The sequence below is a fragment of the bacterium genome (assembly GCA_039961635.1).
Lineage (GTDB): Bacteria > 4484-113 > 4484-113 > JAGGVC01 > JAGGVC01 > JABRWB01.
The window spans coordinates 31,595-52,049 of record JABRWB010000090.1 but is presented as its reverse complement, the minus strand read 5'-3'; the positions used below and the strand labels follow the sequence as shown (position 1 = coordinate 52,049).

The window sequence follows — 20,455 nt, the reverse complement described above, 5'->3', positions numbered from 1 at the left end:
CGAGCGTCCACATCATGGCTACCGCAACATGGGAAAACGCCCGATCGACACCATTAACGAATTCCAAAAGAGCGTTAGACAAGATGGTTAGTAGTACAATTTGAAACTGACCACATTTCCATATTGGGGTCATGGCAATGGCTTCAGCCTCATTCTGCAGTTACGTTGTTTTTCAAAGGAGAAGGCCTTGCCGCATTTAGAATCGAATCATATAAATCGGATATCACATTTAATCAATGGGGAGATTTCAAGGATTTTTTGAAGTCGATTTTTGGCTGGGAGCCAAGTATTAGCGATTCAGATAGTTTTCATTCGTTAATATGGATAGACAACTATGGAATGTCGCTTGCGGTTTGGGAGTCGGCATCAGGTCCTTATTTGGCAGTTTGGGCGCATTATTCTTCTTCGCTCGATGATCTCCGCATTTATACGCTTGACCTAGTTGAAGATAATTCGTTTTATTCCCCACGGCAAGGAGAAACCAACATTGAAATAAGGGGTTTTGGCGGCATAGAATTAGGCACAGGTTTTGTTTTAGGCGAAGTGTCTTCAAAGGCAGCCAGTCTTAATGCAGAATTAATACAAGAGCGTTCCAATAATGTTGTTGAAAAGGATTACTGGTTAACCTACTACTTGCACAATTCCCCGGTGTCCACAATTTCATTCGACAAAGCGGGGGATTTTGGCACACTTGGGGTATGCGTATATGGAAGCGTAATAGCGGAAATACTTATTTCCCTTCCCAAAGACACCGTCAGCGAAGCGGAATGGAACAAGACTGTTCTTATGTACAGGGCTAAGTATGGCGATCCTGCGAGTTATAAGGATAACAATGCTTCCTACTTTTATTGGAATTACGTTCGTAATGGCGCATTACTTGCGTTGGAAACTTACGATGATACATATGTAATCCGCTATTCATCCAAGCAGTGGCAAGAAGTAAAATGGAGCCAGCCGGTGTCAGAGGGGAGGGTGGTTGATCCGAATATTTAAGTAAATGCACTCCACTATTATTGACAATCATTAATTACAATGCAATTTGTTTCATAGGATGTACTACTAATCATCTTATCTAACGCTATTATGGAATTCGTTAATGGTGTAAATCGGGCATTTCCCCAAATTGCAGTAGCCATGGTGTGGACGCTCGTTGTTGTAAAAGATCAGCCATTCGTTCAGGGCCTTTTGCAGTGAATCCACGGATTCGTAGAAGCGCCCCCCCCTTTCACCCCTCCCGCTAGTCTAATACTTGAACATTTCCCCCACTTTAAGGATGCTCGCGCCGAGGTTGCGGACGAGCTCGCCAAAGCCGTTGTCATTCGTGACGACGAATACGCTTGCGCCGTTGGTGTAATTGTTTCCTCAAGACGATAGGCCGCGCCTTTCGCGACGCGGCCTCTAGACCGCGCTCATTGTTTATCCGGGCGGGTGCCGCGTTTTAAGTCATCGCAGTTTTCGGTATATGTCATAGGGGAATGGTGTAGCGCCGGTCTTTAGATGGCCGGCATATCGCGTTTGGGTATGCGGGCGCGGGGAAATATGTTCCCGGAGGGAATGGGCATGCGTCCCGGCACGGGGCCTGGAGGCCGCGCTTCCTGCCTGCAATGCAAAAACCCGAATGGATGCGATCCCCTGTGAACTGCCGGTCATTATAGCGGCGGGAAGGGGGGTTGTCAAGAGGTAAAAGAGTTGACAGTTGGACAGTTGACAGTTAGAAATACCCAAGTTGACAGTTGGACAGTTGACAGTTGGACAGTTAAAACCAATGCATCGCCGCTCAAGAACGCGAAGCAACTGTCAACTCGGAACTGTCAACTGCTAACTTGTTTCCGGCGGGGCGGCGGGCGTGTGCCACACCCCCCTACGAATCGGAACGGCTTTCCATCGCCGCGCTATGCGTGTACTCCGGGCCGGACATTTGCGAATAGTGCGTCCGGTACTCTTCCGGGGGGATGCTCGTGCGCCATTTGCCCGACAGCGACGCCGCTGCCACTCCGACGACGAAAAACAGGACGACGAGCGCGGCGAAGGCGTATTTGTTGACCGGGCGGGGCTTCTTCTGCGGGCCGGACAGGAGCAGCGTGAGCGGGACCGGGCAGGCGTCCGCGCACTTAAGACAGGCGTGGCACTCGTCGGTCTCGACGGATTCGAGGCGGTGGACGGTTATCGCCGCGGGGCAGACCTTCGTGCAGGCCTGGCAGGAGATGCAGGTATCGGCGCTGCGCTTGACCGTGAGCGGGCTGACGACGCCGGCCAGCCCGAGCAGCGCTCCGTACGGGCATAGGTAGCGGCACCAGAAGTAAGGCACGAGGAAGCTTAGGATAACGAGGGCCGCGAGGACGGCCGCGGCGGTGGGGGAAATGTGCATGAAGAACTTCATCATCTTTATGTCGGCGACCTTGTTGTACGGGCTTTCGATGAAGCCGCGCAGGCGCTCCACCGACATTCCCCAGACGGAGAAGGCGAAAAAGACTAGCAAAAGGTACTTGATGGAGCGCAGCGGGAAGTCGAGCCAAGGCGGGACAATGATTTTGCGGCGGAAAGCGGCCAGACCGAGGCGGGCGAGGAATTCCTCGAGCAGGCCGATAGGACAAACCCAGCTGCAAAAAGCGCGCTTGAGCAAAAGGGCGGTGGCGAGAATAATGAGGAACAGCGCAAGTCCGGCAGGATGGATGTCGTTCCAAATGCCGGTTGCGGCCAGGTACTTGAGGCTGATGAGCGAGGAGATGGGCAGCCAGGCCTCGACTCCCGCGGGGCGGGGAAGGACGGGGCCGTCGCCGGCGAGCGAGCCTACGAAAATCGCGAACCGCCAGCCGATATTGATCGTGATCGCGAGGAACGCGAGCTGAACGAGAAGCCGGAAAGGCTGAATCGGCGAGTGGGCGGGCTTGCGGGCGAGACGGTCGAGGCCGCAGTACCACATCGAAAAAGCTTCGAAGCGGCGCCATAGGGCGGCGGGGAATCGCGTAGGCTTGGGAACGGGCGTCACATTTAGGTATTACCATACCTGTTTACCTGTTTGGAGACGGAAGATGTTTGTGAAGAGGAACACAATCCAGGATTTGGGAGGCGCGGCTCGCGCCGCGTGATTGAGGGATTGGATTATGCGCCCTGAAGGGCGCGCTTCCCGGTTTTGCTTATTTTTCATGGAATGGAACATTCGCGGACGCCGGATGTCTAATCCGGTGCTTCGGCGGCCGCGACGCACCTCCTTGTGTAAGGCCGTACGGAGCATTTTGCGGTATAATTTCGGCCGATGGGCGAAGTGAAAGACGAAAGCGGTATGCAGTTCAGCTTCGAATTCAAGCCGGAGCCGGAGTTTGACGCCCGGATGCCGGAGCAGTTTTTCGTGCGTGCGATGCACTCCAACAAAGGCGTGTTTTTATCGCGCGAGTTCTTGAAGATGGCCGAGAGCCTGGACGCAAACGAGGTGGCCGGGCATTTGATGGAAGATTTGAACCGGGAAAGCGAAGGCGAAATCAATCCGGTGCTGATGCTGTATTACCTATTCACCGACTTCAAGGAAGAGTTCCCTCGGATGATGCTGATGAAAGGCGGGAGCGCAAAAAAGGAAGAGGGGTCGTAGGTTTAAGACGCCCGGCGACAGGCGCGGCCGCAAATTATGATTCCCCGGATAACGCCGCTTTCAATTTGCGCGCGGCGGATTCCACATCGTCCGCGCCGATAATCGCGCCGATGGCCGCGATGCGGGTTCCGCCGATTGCCGCGAGCTCGTGCGCGTTGTCTGCATTCACGCCGCCGAGGAAGACAAGAGGAAAATCTCCAGCGGTTTCGAGCGCGCGGCGGGCGGATTCGACGCCGATGCCGAAAACGGCTTTTCCGTCCTTTTTCGTCGGGTAAATGGGCGAGAACCAGGCGTAATCGGCGCCGGCGGCTTTGACACGGCCGATTTCGCCTATCGTGTGAGCCGAGTAACCGATTACAGCATTGCGGGCGAGCTGGGCGCGCGCTTCCGCGATGGTAGGGTCGCCGGCTCCAAGATGGACGCCGTCCGGATCGAGCGCGGACACAAGGTCGAGGTTGTGGGAGAGCACCCAAGGCACGCCGAGATCGCGGCAGATGGCTGCGATCGGGCGCGCCGCGGATATAAAGGGAGGGCCGGATAACTCCTTGAACCGGACTACGACAACGTCAACTCCTCCGGCGACGCCCTGAGCGACCAATTCCGGAATCGCGCGGCCGCGGGCTGCCGCCGTGTCGGTGATCATCCACAGCCGCGCGTCATTCAGCCAGGATTTGGGAGCAGTGTTCATTGGAATTCTATTCCGCCTCGATGCGCTTGGGTTCGATGGCAGCCCATACGGATTCGAGACCGGGGCCGACGAGCTGGCTGACCGCGTCTTCCACATCTTGGAATGTGCGGCGGGTCTTGGCGACGAATTCGGAATCGAGAGCCTGCGCATGCGCAAAATGGTCGTTCATTTTGAGCTTTCCGCCGATGAAAGCGGCGTAAAGCAGGTGGAGTGCGACACCGAGGTCGCTTTTAAGCTCGGATGGAGCGGCGGAGATTAGCTTGGCCGCGACTGAAAGAACGCGGCTGGCGGACGCCGCGATTGCGGCGGGGACGGAGACGGCCTGGCGGTAGATTTCTTCTTCGGTGAGGGGTGGATCGGATTCGGGAGCTGCGCCTTTGGCGAACTGATTTAATGCTTTGAGCGCTTCCTTCTGTTTGTCCAGGAGCTTTTCGAAGTGCGCCGCGGCGTCTTCAAGCTCCCAGGCGTACGCATCCGCTTCGGATTTGGAAAGTGCGTCGGGATGCGCCGAAACGAGCCGGGAGAGCGACTTGCGGCAAAGCGAGGTGGCGAATAAACCCGCCAAGCCGGCGGCCATTCCGCCGTCCGGAAACTTGGCTCCCTCCGCCATTTTTTCTGCTAAAACGCCGATCGGTTTTTCGGTTACGTGTCCCACGGATTCCTCCAAAATTAAAATTGCGGTCTCCAAAGCATCGTATGATTGCGCTTGATCCAGCGGCCGCCGATCATCACGTCGCTTACGATGTCCTGGCCCATCCGGTAGGGGATTTCGGCGGGATCGGATACGTCAAAGATGATTAAATCGGCATCTTTACCGGGAGCAAGCGTACCCTTGCGATGTGCGCGGCCGAGGGAATACGCGGCGTTGACGGTTGCAGCTGTGATGCATTCCTCCGCGGTCATCCGCATTTTGAGTGCTGCGAGCGTCATGACAAGGGGCATCGAGAAAATCATGCTGCTGCCGGGATTGAGGTCGGTTGCGAGCGCGACCGCGGCGCCCGAGTCGATCAATCGGCGCGCCGGGGCGTAACCGTCGCTTCCGACGAAAAAGATTGTTCCCGGCATCAAAATGGCTACTGTATCAGAGTCGGCGAGGGCGGTGATTCCGGATTCGCCGATTGCGCCAAGGTGGTCAACGCTGGCCGCGCCGAACTCGACACCGAGAGCGGCTACCCCCATATTGGTGAATTCGTCCGCGTGAATCCTGATTCCCAAACCGGAGCATTTTGCGGACTCCAAAACGCGTCTGCCTTCGGCAAGCGAGAAAGCGCCGTCCTCGACGAAGACGTCGACGAATTCGGCCAGCTTGCGGGAAGCAATCTCCCGCATCATAGGGCCGCGGACGAGATCGAGATACTCCTCACGCCTGTTCAAGTATTCCGGCGGAATCGCGTGCGCGCCGAGGAATGTCGGGACTATCTCCTGCGGAGCCAGACTTGAAACTTCCCGGATTGCTTCAAGCGATTTGACTTCCGCTTCGAAAGAAAGGCCGTAGCCGCTTTTTGCTTCGATTGTCGTCGTCCCGCATCTGGCCATTTCCCAGGTGTGGCGAAGTCCCGACAATACAAGTTCATTCATCGTGGCGTCGCGGTTTGCCTTGATGCTTGCCGCGATCCCGCCTCCGGACTTGCTTATGTCGAGGTATGTTTTGCCCGCGGCGCGCAGGTAGAATTCGTTTGGGCGGGAGCCGGCGAAAACAAGGTGCGTGTGCGGGTCGACAAATCCCGGAAGAACGAGCCGCCTTTCGCAATCCACTACTTCACAGTTATCCCCAATCTCACCCGGCTCGTGGACGCCTAGGTAGCTGATTGTTCCACTAACCGAATCGATTCCGATGTAGGCGTTTAGGACCCCTCCAAGCTCGCGCATGGCCTCGCCTCTGCGCGGAATTTCTCCTTCGGAAAGGGTGATGGCGGTCGTGTTTTTCAAAAGGATGTCGAACATCGGCGACGAAAGCCGGATTGACGGCTTCCGGTGCATTATAGAACGGCCAAGGCGCGCGGCGATAACGTTTTGCGCTCGCGGGTAGAAACTTGAGGTTCAAGGAGAAGCCATGCCCAAACTGACGATTTTGAACACCGGCGAGACAATCGAGATTTCGTCCGATGAAACCATTCTGCGGCAGCTCGTCGAGCGCAGGATGCCGATACGCCACAACTGCAAGGGCAGGGCGCGTTGCGCAACATGCAGATGCAGGGTGGTGTCCGGGCTCGAACATTTTTCCGCGCCGAACGAGTTCGAGCGGTTCGTACTTGCTCTGAAGGAAGTGAAGGAGCCGGAAATCAGGCTCGCCTGCCAAAACAAGATTTGCGGGGACGCGGCAATCGAATTTGTAAACGAGCTGCCGTTTGAAGAGAGACCGTGGGAAAAGGATGGAACTTATCAGCTTCCGCATTGGTCGGACGAGGAAATCGGGCATCCGGATATGAAACTCAAGGGGGAATAATTTTCGGGGAAAAGGACTTCGACGGAAAAAACCGCGGTATAATTTTACGTCTTATCATCCGTTGCAGTTTGGAGAAAGCAAAATGTCTTCATATGGAGTCCGCGGGTTGCGTTTTTTTTCTTTTATCGTGTTGGGGGCGACTGCCGGTTTTGTTCTTCTTTCCTGCAAGGCAGGAGGAGGCACAAGAACGCAGTTGAGCGACGAGCCGCCGGCCATTATGTCATCTGTGACGATCGAACAAAAGCCGCCTCTGGATTACGAACTGATGCGCCTCTCCCAAATTCCGGTTCCGCAGGAGTGCAGTGAAGATGTATTCGAAGCGCTGCGAAGCCGCCTTGAATCGCTTCTTCTGCACGCGGGCCGCGCTGGAACGCTGCGGACCAGCTCGCAGGTTGCCTCCGGCGAGCTTGGAAGGGTATTGGATCTGGAATACGGCGAAGACACCGGAGAATTGTCCTGGAGCTATCAAAATCGGGGGGATTACGACCGTACCGGCGAGGTTGGAGTTTCCGATGTCACGCCAATCGCGATCAATTATTTGGCCGATACCGACGACGGATTGGGGAACGATATCTATGAAACCTGGGTTGACGGCGACGCGAGCGGCGAAGTCGGAGTCAGCGATATAACGCAAATCGCATTGAATTTCCTCAACGAAGTGGCCGGTTACGAAGTTTTGACTTCGAACAGTCCCGCGGCAGATTTTCAGCTTCTCGCCGCCGTGAATCTTGACGAACTGGGCGGTATCAAGGAGGCTGGAACCAAACTTAAATTTTCGCTTCCTCAAAACGCGCTCCGGTACGTATTGGTCCGTCCGGTTGATTCACAAGGAAATCACGGCGCCGATAGCGACCCGGTTGAAATAGGGCAGCCGCCGGAGGTTGTTTCAGTTTCTCCGCTGTCGGGGGAAGCATCCCAAGAGATCACGTTTGAAGCCGTGTATTCCGGTACCGAGCCCGTAATGCTGCTATGGGATTTGGGCGAAGCGGCCACGCCGTCCAATCCGACGGGCCAAAATCCTGTTGTGACGCTTTCGGAATCAGAAGGAGATTTCGATTGCTCGGTTGTTGCTACGAATCAATTCGGCAGCGACGAATTTGAATTCACGATTTCAGTAACTGTCGTGCCGAACGTAGCTCCGGTCGCGTCCTTAATCGCAAATCCAGAAGCCGGAAATCCGCCGGTTGACATTACCTTGGATGCCGGCGCTTCGCTGGATCCGGATGGGGTGATAGTCAAATACGACTGGGATTATGACGGTGACGGCAGCTACGACGCATTTAACAAGGTTGATCCCCAAATTGTGGTTACCTATCGGAAACCCGGATCGTACAATCCCGTGGTGCGCGTAACAGACGACCGAGGATCGAGCGCGACGGCATCCGCGGAGGTCCTCATCAACAGGCCGCCCACCGCGAATTTCACCGTGGATGTTCAGCAGGGTTTGGTGCCGTTGACGGTGAATTACAATCCGGCGTCTAGCTTCGATATGGGGGGAAGTTTGGTCAGTTTCGAATGGGATTTCGATGGGGACGGGATTTTCGACGACGTCAGGAATACCGGCGAAGTTGTTCAATACACATATGAATCAGCGGGTCTTTACGCTCCCAACCTACGAGTCACGGACAATATGGGAGCAACGGACGAGTTTTCCCTTGGAATCCTGGCTCAAGCCCTGCCGGTTGCGGTTATTCTTTCGGAAGATTCCGCCGGATTCCCGCCTTTAACGGTGCATTTCGACGCGTCTTCAAGCTTCGACGACGGCGGGGTGATTACGAAATACGAGTGGGACTGGGAAAACAATGGAAGTTACGATTTGGATTCGCTCACCGATCCAACGGTACTTCACATTTACACGAAATCCGGCTTGTACAAGTGCAAGTTAAGGGTGACTGACAACGACGGTATGCAGTCAACCGCTACGATAGATGTGTCGGTTTACGGCTGGATCAAGGAGTTCATTGAATACGGAGGCACGACGCAGCTCGGGCAAAATGTGGACTTTGAATTCGGCCCGGATGGCACCCCCACCGTGGTTTACCAGAAACGAACCAGCGCCGAATCTTATATTCTTAGATTTGCGCAAAAACAAAACGACCAGTGGGTGATTTCCGATATCGACGACGCGTCAGGCGGCGCCTGCGGTTCGTATGCGAGTCTGGAGTTCGACGCGGAAGGAAATCCGCTTGTCGCGTATCAGTATTCCTACGAGAGTTTGGATACGCCGTTGAGCGATCTAAAGGTATCCTGGTGGGACGGCTCGCAATGGAACGGAGAGATTGTTGACGGAGACGGACCCGGCGTCGGGCTTTACGGCGTGGATGCATCGTTGGATTATTTCGATCCGGATACGGCTGCGATAGTGCACAGGAACGCCGGTCAGCCGAACGACTGCAGAATCGTCAGATGGAACGGCACCTCGTGGAATGCATCGCCAATGCCCAGTGCGGCGACCTCTTGCTCGTTAATCCATGATAGTTCCGGCAATCCGGTTGCATTCTTATATACGATCGATTCGGGCGGAATTCCAAACGAGCTGTTCGAGTCGTTCTGGTGGACGGGTTCAAGCTGGAGCCGTAAGACGGTGGATTCCGGAACCGAGAACGGTAAAGGCGAGGGATCGCTTGCGTTGGATGCATCCGGCAATCCCGCCATAGCTTGGTACTGGGACAGCGACGTGGACGATCTTTTGTACGCGTCCTGGACGGGAACCGACTGGGCATCCCAGGTTGTTTTCGGTCAGGGAGCCGTTGCCGCGGGCAAATATAACTCGCTCAAATTCGATTCCGATGGAAATCCGTGCATTGCATTCTATGACAGCACGGACAGATTCCTGAAGTTCGCGAAGTGGAACGGCAGCGGCTGGGACGTGACATGGATCGACGACGGCGACGGATGGCGCAGGGTTGGCGAATACTGCTCGCTGGACTTTGACGCGAACGGAGTCCCGCACGTCGCTTATTTCCAAAACCAGACAAACGAGTACGGTCTCAAATTCGCGAAATACTTTGTGCCGTAGCGTCCCGCTGTTGTATAATCCGACTCTCTGCATAAGGGATTACAAAATGATCGAACACGAAAACGAAACGCATCTACATTACGTGGCCGGTTTGGTGTTCGCCCGGTTCAACCAGTCGGGCGATCCCGCAACGGCCGGTAAAGCGTACGCAGACTTCTTTCACAAGTTCAAGCAGGAGTTCGACCGTGAGTCGGACAGACTGCGGGACGAGGAATCGCAATACCGCTACAGCGGAATCCTGTCCGAATCAAGCAGCGCAAGGCAGCAGCAGGCAGCGGAGCCAAGACAGACCCCGCCTTCCCCCAAATCCGACGAAGACATGTCAAAGGGAAGAACGTTTTAGCATCCAGGCTGCGAGCTAAATCTTATTGAGGAAATTTGGGGCCGCGGGTCCTGACATTTTCGCCGCGTGCGGTCAATCCAATTGAATCGAAGTATTCCAAAAGCGGTATCGCGTGTTTGCGCGTCAGCCCCCACGCGTCTTTTATCTCGGGAACGGTGAGCGACTCCCTGCGCTTAAGTAATTCGACTAGAATGCTTTTTAAAGCGGCCAGCCGTTTGGCCGGAATTACTATGTCGCCGGGGCATCTTACGAGAATCTTTTCCTCAAGAAGCCTCGTGACAGCCTTTTTGTCTCTTTGGAACTCAAAGTAAAGTTGTTTCAAGGTCGGATATTCCGAAACAGCCGTATTGAATCGCGCAAGCACGCGCTGGGCCGCGGGGTCGCTTTCGATGTTGGCAGTAGTCGCGCCTTCTCGAATCAGAGTTTGTTCGCGAGCGGTCCAGCCTGACAGACCGGCTGCGAATCGCGTAAGTAAAGCTTTTTTGAATTGCTCCGGCAAGTCGACCGGAAGCTTGAAACGGCCGAATGGAATTCCGTCCAAGTTTGATGGCTCGCTTGCGAGCGCCGGAAGTTGCTTTTCGAGGATATCGTTTAAGGCGGCGAGCGACTCAATTCCGACTGCGAATTTGTCGGGAGAATCGCCGATAATTACGATGCGGCCTTCCGATGCGAGGGATTCGGCAGCTTTAACGCAAGCCTCCAGTGAAAACTTGGTGGAATATTCAAGAGCGGAAATACCTGTAGGAGAAATTGCGGATTTCAGCAAGACGGTGGACTCGGGCTCCGGTGGGGAGCAGGCTTTCATCGCGGAAAATACGACCGAGGTTTTGGAGCGCTTGGGTATCGAATCCGCATAGACAACCTCGCATGCCGCCACCACTCCATGTCGGGAACTTGAAAACACAATTATATGATCGCCGATTTCCGCGGGTGCGCCGGGCGAAACCGTCAGGCGGGCGACGGCGCGTTCGCCGGGGCCGAGTTTGCGCCGCTCTTCGGGGAAGACACGGATTTCGAACGAAGCGGTGCCAAGATGGCCGAGGTAAGTTCCTCCGCTTTTAAGTCCCGGCTCCCAGGATGGCGCGATTTCGATGTTCGCCCATATTTCTTCGGCGGCTTTGGGCGGTTTACCCCCGGAAAGCAGGCTGCCGCGTTCGGGAGGATATCTTCCGGGTACCGCAAGATTAAGAGCAACGCGCGAGCCGGGCGGAACGGCCTGCACATTTCGCCCATGCATTTCAATCCGCTTGACGCGCGCTTGGACGCCCTGGGGATAAACATGCATTTCATCGCCGGATTTAATCCCGCCTCCCGCCAGGGTGCCCGTAATTATATGACCGGCGCCTTCAATCTTGAACGAGCGGTCGGCCCAGATTCGCGGCTTGGCTATGTCCGGAGCAGGCGGTATCGACGCGAGCATTTCATCAATTTTGCCGATCAAGTTGCCGTGGCTGGATGGATCGAACGCACTCCACGGGATTATCGGAGCGCCATCGAGAAAGGTGTCCGCAAGCCGCAGCTCCAGTTCGTCGCGCAAGTCTTCCAGCTGTCGCTCCGATACGAGATCGGCTTTTGTAATTACAACTATGCCGCGCGGAATCCGCACGCTTCGGCAGATGAAAAAATGCTCTTCCGATTGCGGTTTCCATCCGTCGTCCGCCGCAACCACGAAAAGGACGCCGTCCAGCGCGTACGCGCCGCCGGCCATGTTTCGGACGAAAGTTCCATGGCCCGGAACGTCCACGATTCCGCATTCACGGCCGGACGGAGAGCGCCAGTAGCTGAAGCCAAGCTCGATAGTCAGGCCGCGCGCATGCTCCTCGGGCAGGTGCATCGGATTGCGGCCGGTCAGCTTTTCGAGCAGCGTGCTTTTGCCGTGGTCAACGTGGCCCGCTGTTCCGATAACCGGCATAGGTCACTCACCGCTCCCGCCAAAAATGCGCGGCGCCCAATCTTCCTCAATCCAAGTCAAAACCATATATATAGAGGGAATAACCAGAAGCACGAGAAACGTGCTCATCGCCAGGCCGAAAATCATCGTCCATCCGAGCGGAGTCCAAAGCTCGCTGTATCCGGTCTTCCACCCGACAGCGATACCGCTGGCGAGCGGCAGAATTCCGAAAATAGTGGTTATTGAAGTAAGAAAAACGGGTCGCATCCTGTCCAGGCAAGCCTGGCGCACCGCAAGAGCCTTGCGCATTCCCTTTGCCCGCAGCTGATTTATGTAGTCCACTAGCACGATTGCATCGTTTACGACAATGCCCGAAAGCGCGATTATCCCTACGAAGGACATAATGCCGAAAGAATTTCCGGTAATGAGCAGTCCGAAAACCACCCCGATCATGCTGAAGGGGATCGTTCCCATCACAACCAGCGGCTGAAGAAAGCTGCGGAAGTTGAGAACGAGGAGCGCGAAAATTACAATTATAGCGATGAGCATCGCGATTCCAAGGCTGCCGAAGCTTTTGTCCCGGTCTTCGTTTTCGCCGGAGTATTGGATTGAAAAGCCGCGGGGCAACTTGATTTCCCGCATTGCGGCCTTCGCTTTGGCCAATCCGGCAAACGGTGAAATGCCGGAAACCCCCGCCCGCACCTCCGCGATTCTTACGCCGTTTCGGCGCTGGATGGCCTGCCTCCCCGACGTGAAATCCACGGTCGCGATTTGATTCAACGGAACCGAAGTTCCCATTGCGCCGAGCAGAGAAATGCGCGCAAGCTGGGACGGAGTCTGCCTGGCTGATTCGGGGTAGGTGACAACTATATCAACTTGTTCATTCAGCCGTTCGTCAAAATACTCGCCCGCGTCAATGCCCGTGAAAGCCATTCTCAAAGCCAGTGCGGCCGATGCGGGATCAAGCCCCGACAGCGAGGCCTTGGCTCTATCGATCACCACCGACAATTCGGGTCTGGTCTCGTCGAAGTTGTCACGAATATCCACGAGCCCGGGTATCGCGGCCAGTTTGGATTTAACCTGCTCTATCAATTCCGGCATCAGCTCCAGGTCGTCGCCGGTTATTCGGATCACTACGGGAGCGTCCTTGGGCGGCCCGGTGGTTAACGCTTCGAATTCGAACTCCGCTCCGGGGATGCCTTTTAATGCATCCCTCATTTTGTCGGTCAGCGCCGTGATCCGATCAACGTTTTCCGTTTTCAGTTTTCCCTGAATGGATGCGATGTTAGAACCCGAGGAGGATCTTTGGAATGAATGCGTTGTGAATCCCGAGGAGCCTACATTTGTAGTTGTAAAAACCAGGTCGTCCGAAAACGCTTCAATCCTTTCTTCTGCTTGTTTTGCGAGTCTGTCCATCGCATCCAAACTCGTCCCGACCGGCGCAGTTATCGAAAAGGTGAAATCGGGTAATTTCGCGTCGGGAAAAAACTCGAAATCCAGCGCGCCGGATACGATCAATCCGATAGAAACAATCCAAAGAGCCAAAACCGCGCCTGGAATTGCAAGCGGCTTTCGCAGAAGATAGTTGAGCGAACTAAGATACTTTTTTTTTGCCCTGGAGACGAATCCGGCAGCCTTTGTGCTTTTGGACGCGATTTTGGATTTGACCAAGTGTCTTGCGGCCAGCGCGGGAATGACCGTGTGCGCGCTGAACATCGCGCCAACGATCGCCGCAATAACTGTTATCGGAATAAACTTCATGAATTGGCCGGTTACTCCGGTCATTACAGTCATCGGAGCAAACGCGGCAATCGTTGTAGCCCCGCTGAATAGGATCGCGGTACCGACCTCGTGCGCGGCGGATTTTGCGGCGATCGCGCGCGGGACTCCCTTCTCAAGCCACCTGTAAATGTTTTCTACGACGATAATCGCGTCGTCCACCAAAACGCCAACGACAAGCACCAGGCCAAACATCGTGACGTTGTTGAAGCTGTAGCCTTTATACAGAAGCCAGACGAATGGAAATGAAAGCGACAGCGGAATGGCAAGGCTGATCAAAATGGAATTGCGGAAACCGAGAAAAACGAAAATAACCAAAACCACCAGAACCGCGCCGTATATCGCGGACGTCAGCATCAGTGAAATCTGCTTGCGCGAAGTTTCCGCCTGGTCTCCTGTTACAACGAATGAAAAGCCCGGCGGAAGCTCCTTTTTGAATGATTCAAGTTCGTTCTGCACGGCGACGCTCGTATCGATCGTGTTCGCGTTGTCCTTTTTGTATACGAGAAAGTTTATCGAAGGCTTGCCGTTAAGCCTGGCGAATGTATTTCTCTCTTCGAATCCATCCACGATTTCGGCGACATCGCGCAGGTAAATCGGCTTGCCGCCGACTTCCGCGGCCACCATCCGCTCCATTTCGTCCAGCGAACCAAAACGATTGCGCGTTCGAATCGTGTATTTGGTGTCCCCCAAATCGAGGGAGCCCGCGGGTATGTCGGCGCTCCCAGCCTTCAGCCGCGATACAAGCTGCTGCAGTGGAATCCTGTAATGGTTCAGCTTGTCCTGATCAACATTGACGCGGATTTCCCGCTTCCTTCCTCCGAAAACATCCACGCGGTTGACGCCGGAAACGAGTTCTATCCTGTCTTCAATTTCCCGCGCAACTTCGTGAGTTTCGGATTCGGATGCCGCCGAAGAAAGCGATAGAATGACGGTGGGCACGTCGGCAGTGGAAAAGTCGTCCACGATCGGATCTTCGACATCGTCCGGCAACTCGGCCCTCGCCTGTGAAATTTTTTCGCGGACATCGCGCACAGACTGCTCAAGGTCGGAGCCGGCCTGGAAAACAACCCAAATTAGGCAATAACCTTCGTCGGATGTCGAGGCGTAGTAATCAATTTCGTCGAGCTGCGACACAAATTCCTCTAATTTGGAAGTTACGTCACGCTCGACATCCTCGGGTGGTGCACCGGGATAAACAGCGCTCACAATCGCAATGGGTATTTGCACGTCTGGGCTGGCTTCAATCGGAAGCAGCTTGTATGCAGCCGCTCCAAGAAGAAGCAGAGCCAGCGCCATCATGAGAGCGAACGGATAATTGTCTATGAAGAAATCCGATAATCGTCTCATTGTCAACGACCGTTGGCTTTTCCTTCCCCGCCGATTTCCTTTTGATTGTTTTCCGGATCGATTTCACTTTCGGGCGATTTGGCGGTCCGCGGTTGCTCCGGCTCGGCCGTGGGAGCTTCAGGAGCAGTTTGTTGAGGAGCGCCGGGAATTTCGGGGAGGCTGGGATCTCTAGTTTCCTTTATGTCGACCAGATCCCCGTCGGAAAGAAGCCGTTGGCCAATAATCACCAGTAATTCATTTTCCGACAGGCCTTCAGTTACCTGCATATGCGTCGGCGCGACGATGCCTGTTTTAACTTCCCGCTTGTCCACAGCCCCGCCGGTTACAACGTAAGCGAACCACTTGTCGCCTTCCTTAACCAAAGCATCGCTTGGCACGACCAATGCGTCGGGTGCAAACGCTCGCGTGAACTCGAAGTCGGCGAAAAAACCGCCGAGAAGCTGACCGCCCGGATTTGGTACGGTTACTTCGACCGTATAAGTTCCGGTTTCCGGATCTATATTCGGCGAAATGGCGGTCACAATGCCGGGAAGCGGCTGATCGGGCGCAAGCTTCAGCCGAACCAGAACGCGAGAGCCTGGCGGCACAAGAACCAGGTCATTTTCGGATAATCCGATTTTTGCCTGCATATATTGAAGATTCACAAAGTCGCAGATCGGCGTGCCCGGCTGCACCGTTTCGCTTGGATTGACGTAAACCTTTGCAACCACGCCGTCAATCGGAGCGGAAATCGTGCATTTTTCTACGAGAAGCTTGACTTCCTCCATCCGTGCTTCGATTGCTTTGACGGCGGCTTCGGCGGCGATCAAGTCTTCCTCGCGCGCCCCTTCCCGGGCGAGGCTCAACGCTTCCTCTGCATCGGTGAACGCAGCCTGCGCGGCCTCCTTTGCCGTGCGTGCCTTTTCTACTTCGGAAAGCGAAATCACACCCGCATCGAACAAGGCATTTGCGCGCTCCAAATTCTTTTCGGCGCTGTCAAGAGCTTCTTTGGCGGATTTCAATCTGGCTTCGAGTTGCGCGATTTCCTGGGGCCGAGCAAGTCTTTTCAGCTTTTCGAATGCGGCGCGTTTGCCCACCAAGTCGGCTTGAAGCTGGTTAAGCTGGGTTATGAAATTCCTAGAATCTATCAAGGCAAGCGGCTGACCGGTTTTAGCTTCGGATCCTTCGTTCACTGGCAGATCCATTATCTGTCCGGATACCTGCGAGCTAATGCGGACGTTGATCTGGGGTTCCAAAGTTGCCGAAACCGTGAACGTGCTGCGTATAGGGCCTCTGGCAACGGGTTGGACGATGACGGACTTGGGAGCGGTCTTAGGAGATTCCGCGGCCTTTTTTTTGCAGCCGGAAACCGGCGCGACGGAAAGCGCGGCCAGAAACAGCGAAACAAAAACACGTCGAAAAGCCAAGCCTCTTTCCTTAAACAAAAAGCCCCGGGAAAAAACCCGGCGCGGATTATACACCGGACTCGTGGGGCGGGATTTAAGTTCAATCGGCGCGGACGGGGAAATGGCAATACACAATCAGATTATTTCCCGCACCGTCTGGCCGGCCTGCGTTCCCATAATCAGGATGGCTGTCGTGCCCGTCACCCGCCAGTCAACCAGTCTAAATTCAAGAGGAATGCCCAGCGACCGGTACACGTTCGGCCATGGATCGTCGAATTGATGCTGATAAGCCGGACCAATCGGTTTGCCTGCCTGGCGTTCGAGCTCCCTCGCGCGCTTTGCGCCGCTACTCAATTTCCTTCCGGACATACCGAGCGCCGCAGCCGAAATCTCCAGAAAAACAAGCCCGTTCTCGGAAAACAATGAGGGGGATTCGGCTATCGCTGCAAAAGTGGAGCCAATCGCTTCCGCCAGCTTGTGAGGCTTGCCGAGATAATAGGGCGGATCTATATAGACAAAATCGTATCGAAGACCGAGCGTTGGATCGAAATCCCTGAATTCGTCGCCCAGAAACTTGGCGGCGTCGGACATCACCACGTGTGCCCTGTCAGCTATTCCCCAGGAAGCGGTCAGTTTGGCGAGCGCCGCGACTGTAAAATGGTCGTTGTCCACGAATGTCGCCTGTGCCGCTCCCCTGGAAACGGCTTCCAGTCCAACCACGCCCGAGCCGCAAAACAAATCCAGAAAACGAGCACCGCGTATTCTGTCGGGGCCGATAATAGAAAAAACCACTTCGCGGATGTAACTTGTGGTCGGGCGGATTCGCGCCCCACGGGGGACGGTCACTGAACGGCTCTTAAGGGTGCCCGCCACGATTCGCACGGCGAGCGATTTTGGCCTATTCGGCGTTCGATGTCAACGGATAGGTTTAATGGGAGCTTGCTAAATTGGTCACAAGGCGGAAATCGGCAAATAGGCGGCTTTTTGTTGCGCCAGGCGTGTATGCGTGTTTATAATTCCCCGCTTGTAGCCCACAACCGGCCTTTTGACCGGCGTTGGTTTTCTTTCCGGCGGCGTGGGCGGGATAATCATGGCTCAACGGCTCGATCACGCCGAATCTGGAATACTGTCGGTCGATTATGTCAGGGTACAGCGGGACAAGGAAATCCCGCTGCGGATGGCCGTCAACTATGACTGGTGCAAGGGGTGCGGAATTTGTATTTCGTTTTGCCCCAAGGATTGCTTCGATATTTCGAGCATCGGCCAGCCAATGATGACGCGCCTGGACGTGTGCACCAAGTGCATGCAATGCGTTTACCGCTGCCCTGACTACTGCATCACAATAGAAGATTTGAGCGAATCCGGGGAGGCGAAAAATGACGGAGAATAAACCCGTCGTCCGGCTTCTCCAGGGAAACGAGGCCTGCGCGGAGGGCGCCATCGCCGCGGGATGCAGGTTCTATGCCGGATATCCTATAACACCTTCCACCGAAATCGCCGAGATTATGTCGTCGCGGCTGCCCCAGGAAGGCGGAAAGTTCATCCAGATGGAGGACGAAATCGCCTCGATCGCGGCGATTATCGGCGCGTCGATGGCGGGAGTGAAGTCGTGCACGGCGACCAGCGGGCCGGGATACAGCCTGATGATGGAGAATATAGGCTACGCCTGCGTCTCCGAAATTCCAGTCGTAATAATCAACGTTCAGCGTTGCGGTCCGTCCACCGGGCAGCCTACCGCCACCGGGCAGGGCGACTTGATGCAGGCGAAATGGGGCACGCACAGCGACCATCCGGCGGTGGCGGTGGCTCCGGCGAGCGCACAGGAGATGTATGACCTGACGGCGAAGGCTTTCAGTTACTCCGAGAAATACCGCGTTCCGGTTACGGTGCTTTCTGATGCGGTGGTCGGCCATATCCGCGAAAAGGTCGTTATGCGTACTGCGGCCGAGCTCCAAATCGCCGAGCGCAAGGTTGCGGACGAGGATACGCCCGATTACAGGCCGATGGTGACGGACGAATCGCTTATTCCCGCACTGGCAAACCTGGGGTCCAAACTGCATCCGTATTACACGGGACTGGTACACGGAGAGCGCGGATTCTTTACGAGCAAGGCTGAAGAGATTTCCGCATTCACGACGCGGCTTACGCGCAAAATCGAAATCCACGCACATGAGATGGAGGATTACGAAGAGTGGGGGCTGGACGATTGCGAGGTATGTCTTGTCAGCTTCGGAGTATCCGGCAGGGCGGCGCTAAACGTTGCCCAGGGAATGCGCAAAGAAGGCAAAAAAGTTGGTCACATTCGCTTGAGGACAGTCTGGCCATTTCCGGAAAAGCGGATCAGGGATATCGCAGACTATGCAAAGGCATTTGTCGTTCCGGAGATGAACTTGGGACAGCTCAAGCTTGAAGTCGAGCGGAGTGTCTGCGGGAAAGCAGCGGTTTACGGCGTGAACAACGTTACCGGCTCGCTTTTGACGACCGCCGAGATTTACGAGTGTATCAGGAAGGTGATATAGCCGCGTGACGAGCGGCTTTCGATATGCCCGAAGCGTTTCTTGAAAAATACTTGCGAGTCGAGAACCTGCCGACGATCTGGTGCTCCGGTTGCGGGCTGGGCACAGATATGCGCAGCATTGTCAAGGCGTTCGAGCAATGCGAGTTGGACGCGGACAAGACGGTGCTGGTTTCGGGTATCGGCTGCTCCAGCAGGATGCCATCGTACGTGGACACGAATTGTGTCCACACGACGCACGGAAGGGCTCTGGCGTTCGCAACCGGAATAAAGCTAGCCAGGCCGGATTTGACGGTAGTCGTCGTTATGGGCGATGGGGACGCCAGCGCGATCGGAGGTAATCACCTGATTCATGCCTGCCGCCGCAATCTGGATATGACCGCCATTGTCCTTAACAATTCGAACTACGGGATGACAAGCGGCCAATACTCGCCGCTGACACCGCATGGAAGCATCGGGACAACGGCGCCTTACGGCAACGCAGAGCAGAGCTTTGATTTGTGCAAGCTTGCGCAGGCGTGCGGCGCAACTTACGTTGCGCGTTCCACGACGTTCCATTTCGAGATGATTACCAAGCAGGTTGTAAAGGCGATCAAGCACAAGGGGTTCAGCTTCATCGAAGTGATCTCCCAGTGCCCGACTTACTTCGGGAGGTTCAATCTGATCGGGACGCCCGCCGATATGCTGATAGACCAGAAGGAGCACTCGATAAGGATCGAGCGCGACGACGGCACCCAGCAGGGCATCGTCATCGGGGAGTTCCACGAAGATACTGAACTTCCGGAGTACTGCGAGGTTTACGACGGCGTGATCGCCAAGGCGAAGGAGGCCAAGGCGGCGAAGGAAGCCGCCAAAGCCGGGTAGAAGCCAATGCAAAGGTTCGAATTCAGATTAAGCGGAATGGGGGGGCAGGGGCTGGTGCTTGCCGGAATTATTATGGCCGAAGCTGCGATCGCGCAAGGGTACAACGTAGTGCAGACCGCCAGCTACGGCCCCGAAAGCCGCGGCGGGGCGAGCCGGAGCGAGGTCATCGTTTCCGAATTCGATATTGACTATCCGGCCGTGATTAATGCGGATTACCTGCTGGCGATGACGCAGGAGGCCGCGGAGCGGTTTGCCGGCGAAATCAAGCCGGGCGGGATTGCGCTTTACGATACGACGTGGGTTAAAACTCCGCCGAGGCCGGACGGCGTCAGGTTGCTGGGCTACCAGCTAACGGAAGCCGCGATAGAGAGGTATCAAAAGGCGATTTTCGCCAACATCATCGGGCTTGGAATAATCTGCGCGTCGGCAGATGTTATCGACGCCAAGAACATGCTCGGAGCGCTGCTTGCGAGAGTGCCGAAGCGGCACAAGGAAGCGAACGAGCAGGCGTTCGGATATGGAATGGAGCTGTTTAGGACAGGTAAGCTGAAAGTAAGCGCATAGGGCATCCGGCGGATGCCCTATGCAT

Annotated in this window: 17 protein-coding genes; 9 read left to right on the top strand and 8 right to left on the bottom strand. The window is 55.4% G+C overall.

The features are described from left to right. Positions 1 to 165: 165 nt before the first annotated feature. Positions 166 to 993, top strand: a complete 828-nt coding sequence (locus HRF49_11860; GenBank protein ID MEP0815342.1) for a hypothetical protein — start codon at positions 166 to 168, stop codon at positions 991 to 993. An 868-nt stretch (positions 994 to 1,861) separates the two neighbouring features. Here the strand turns inward: HRF49_11860 and HRF49_11855 are convergent. Then, positions 1,862 to 2,923, bottom strand: a complete 1,062-nt coding sequence (locus HRF49_11855) for a 4Fe-4S binding protein (GenBank protein ID MEP0815341.1) — start codon at positions 2,921 to 2,923, stop codon at positions 1,862 to 1,864. A 333-nt stretch (positions 2,924 to 3,256) separates the two neighbouring features. On the opposite strand from HRF49_11855, the gene HRF49_11850 reads away from it, so the two are divergent. After that, the gene (locus tag HRF49_11850) at positions 3,257 to 3,586 is read left to right on the top strand and encodes a hypothetical protein (GenBank protein MEP0815340.1); all 330 of its coding nucleotides are present in this window, start codon (positions 3,257 to 3,259) and stop codon (positions 3,584 to 3,586) included. Between the two features lie 34 nt (positions 3,587 to 3,620). On the opposite strand, the gene HRF49_11845 is transcribed toward HRF49_11850, so the two are convergent. Genes HRF49_11845 through HRF49_11835 form a run of 3 tightly spaced genes read right to left on the bottom strand, consistent with a single transcriptional unit; the run spans position 3,621 to position 6,254 of the window. Beyond that, positions 3,621 to 4,274 carry a thiamine phosphate synthase gene (locus HRF49_11845; GenBank protein ID MEP0815339.1) on the bottom strand — a complete coding sequence of 218 codons (654 nt, stop codon included), beginning with the start codon at positions 4,272 to 4,274 and terminating at the stop codon, positions 3,621 to 3,623. A 7-nt stretch (positions 4,275 to 4,281) separates the two neighbouring features. Further along, complete coding sequence (locus tag HRF49_11840) at positions 4,282 to 4,929, bottom strand: cyclodeaminase/cyclohydrolase family protein (protein MEP0815338.1); 648 nt, start codon at positions 4,927 to 4,929, stop codon at positions 4,282 to 4,284. A 14-nt stretch (positions 4,930 to 4,943) separates the two neighbouring features. After that, positions 4,944 to 6,254 (bottom strand): imidazolonepropionase, encoded by a 1,311-nt coding sequence (locus HRF49_11835; protein ID MEP0815337.1) that lies wholly within the window; start codon positions 6,252 to 6,254, stop codon positions 4,944 to 4,946. Positions 6,255 to 6,327: 73 nt separating this feature from the next. Here HRF49_11835 and HRF49_11830 point away from each other — a divergent pair, with 73 nt between their 5' ends. From HRF49_11830 to HRF49_11820, 3 genes are all read left to right on the top strand, one after another. Then, a complete protein-coding gene (locus HRF49_11830; GenBank protein ID MEP0815336.1) occupies positions 6,328 to 6,720 on the top strand; it encodes a (2Fe-2S)-binding protein in 393 nt (130 codons plus the stop codon). Between the two features lie 193 nt (positions 6,721 to 6,913). Beyond that, positions 6,914 to 9,739, top strand: a complete 2,826-nt coding sequence (locus HRF49_11825) for a PKD domain-containing protein (protein MEP0815335.1) — start codon at positions 6,914 to 6,916, stop codon at positions 9,737 to 9,739. Between the two features lie 46 nt (positions 9,740 to 9,785). After that, positions 9,786 to 10,082 carry a hypothetical protein gene (locus HRF49_11820; GenBank protein ID MEP0815334.1) on the top strand — a complete coding sequence of 99 codons (297 nt, stop codon included), beginning with the start codon at positions 9,786 to 9,788 and terminating at the stop codon, positions 10,080 to 10,082. A 22-nt stretch (positions 10,083 to 10,104) separates the two neighbouring features. Here HRF49_11820 and HRF49_11815 read toward each other — a convergent pair whose 3' ends face one another. The 4 genes from HRF49_11815 to HRF49_11800 form a co-directional block, all read right to left on the bottom strand. Further along, a complete protein-coding gene (locus tag HRF49_11815; GenBank protein ID MEP0815333.1) occupies positions 10,105 to 11,994 on the bottom strand; it encodes a SelB C-terminal domain-containing protein in 1,890 nt (629 codons plus the stop codon). Between the two features lie 3 nt (positions 11,995 to 11,997). Next, positions 11,998 to 15,102, bottom strand: coding sequence for an efflux RND transporter permease subunit (locus HRF49_11810; protein ID MEP0815332.1), 3,105 nt, complete (start codon positions 15,100 to 15,102; stop codon positions 11,998 to 12,000). Between the two features lie 2 nt (positions 15,103 to 15,104). Continuing rightward, complete coding sequence (locus HRF49_11805) at positions 15,105 to 16,508, bottom strand: efflux RND transporter periplasmic adaptor subunit (protein MEP0815331.1); 1,404 nt, start codon at positions 16,506 to 16,508, stop codon at positions 15,105 to 15,107. Positions 16,509 to 16,622: 114 nt separating this feature from the next. Beyond that, the gene (locus HRF49_11800; protein ID MEP0815330.1) at positions 16,623 to 17,333 is read right to left on the bottom strand and encodes an RsmD family RNA methyltransferase; all 711 of its coding nucleotides are present in this window, start codon (positions 17,331 to 17,333) and stop codon (positions 16,623 to 16,625) included. A gap of 244 nt (positions 17,334 to 17,577) precedes the next feature. Here HRF49_11800 and HRF49_11795 point away from each other — a divergent pair, with 244 nt between their 5' ends. Genes HRF49_11795 through HRF49_11780 form a run of 4 tightly spaced genes read left to right on the top strand, consistent with a single transcriptional unit; the run spans position 17,578 to position 20,430 of the window. Further along, a complete protein-coding gene (locus HRF49_11795) occupies positions 17,578 to 17,877 on the top strand; it encodes a ferredoxin family protein (GenBank protein ID MEP0815329.1) in 300 nt (99 codons plus the stop codon). Continuing rightward, entirely contained in the window at positions 17,864 to 19,006 is a 1,143-nt protein-coding gene (locus HRF49_11790; protein MEP0815328.1) for a 2-oxoacid:acceptor oxidoreductase subunit alpha, read from the top strand. Before HRF49_11795 ends, HRF49_11790 begins: the two co-directional genes overlap by 14 nt. 23 nt (positions 19,007 to 19,029) lie before the next feature. After that, the gene (locus HRF49_11785; GenBank protein MEP0815327.1) at positions 19,030 to 19,866 is read left to right on the top strand and encodes a 2-oxoacid:ferredoxin oxidoreductase subunit beta; all 837 of its coding nucleotides are present in this window, start codon (positions 19,030 to 19,032) and stop codon (positions 19,864 to 19,866) included. A gap of 6 nt (positions 19,867 to 19,872) precedes the next feature. Then, complete coding sequence (locus HRF49_11780) at positions 19,873 to 20,430, top strand: 2-oxoacid:acceptor oxidoreductase family protein (protein ID MEP0815326.1); 558 nt, start codon at positions 19,873 to 19,875, stop codon at positions 20,428 to 20,430. Positions 20,431 to 20,455 lie beyond the last annotated feature (25 nt).

Coding starts and splice junctions, on each gene's coding strand:
- HRF49_11785 (MEP0815327.1), top strand. CDS start 19,030: ATGCCCGAAGCGTTTCTTGAAAAATACTTGCGAGTCGAGAACCTGCCG.
- HRF49_11795 (MEP0815329.1), top strand. CDS start 17,578: ATGGCTCAACGGCTCGATCACGCCGAATCTGGAATACTGTCGGTCGAT.
- HRF49_11815 (MEP0815333.1), bottom strand. CDS start 11,994: ATGCCGGTTATCGGAACAGCGGGCCACGTTGACCACGGCAAAAGCACG.
- HRF49_11855 (MEP0815341.1), bottom strand. CDS start 2,923: ATGTGGTACTGCGGCCTCGACCGTCTCGCCCGCAAGCCCGCCCACTCG.
- HRF49_11790 (MEP0815328.1), top strand. CDS start 17,864: ATGACGGAGAATAAACCCGTCGTCCGGCTTCTCCAGGGAAACGAGGCC.
- HRF49_11820 (MEP0815334.1), top strand. CDS start 9,786: ATGATCGAACACGAAAACGAAACGCATCTACATTACGTGGCCGGTTTG.
- HRF49_11835 (MEP0815337.1), bottom strand. CDS start 6,254: ATGCACCGGAAGCCGTCAATCCGGCTTTCGTCGCCGATGTTCGACATC.
- HRF49_11850 (MEP0815340.1), top strand. CDS start 3,257: ATGGGCGAAGTGAAAGACGAAAGCGGTATGCAGTTCAGCTTCGAATTC.
- HRF49_11780 (MEP0815326.1), top strand. CDS start 19,873: ATGCAAAGGTTCGAATTCAGATTAAGCGGAATGGGGGGGCAGGGGCTG.
- HRF49_11845 (MEP0815339.1), bottom strand. CDS start 4,274: ATGAACACTGCTCCCAAATCCTGGCTGAATGACGCGCGGCTGTGGATG.
- HRF49_11810 (MEP0815332.1), bottom strand. CDS start 15,102: ATGAGACGATTATCGGATTTCTTCATAGACAATTATCCGTTCGCTCTC.
- HRF49_11830 (MEP0815336.1), top strand. CDS start 6,328: ATGCCCAAACTGACGATTTTGAACACCGGCGAGACAATCGAGATTTCG.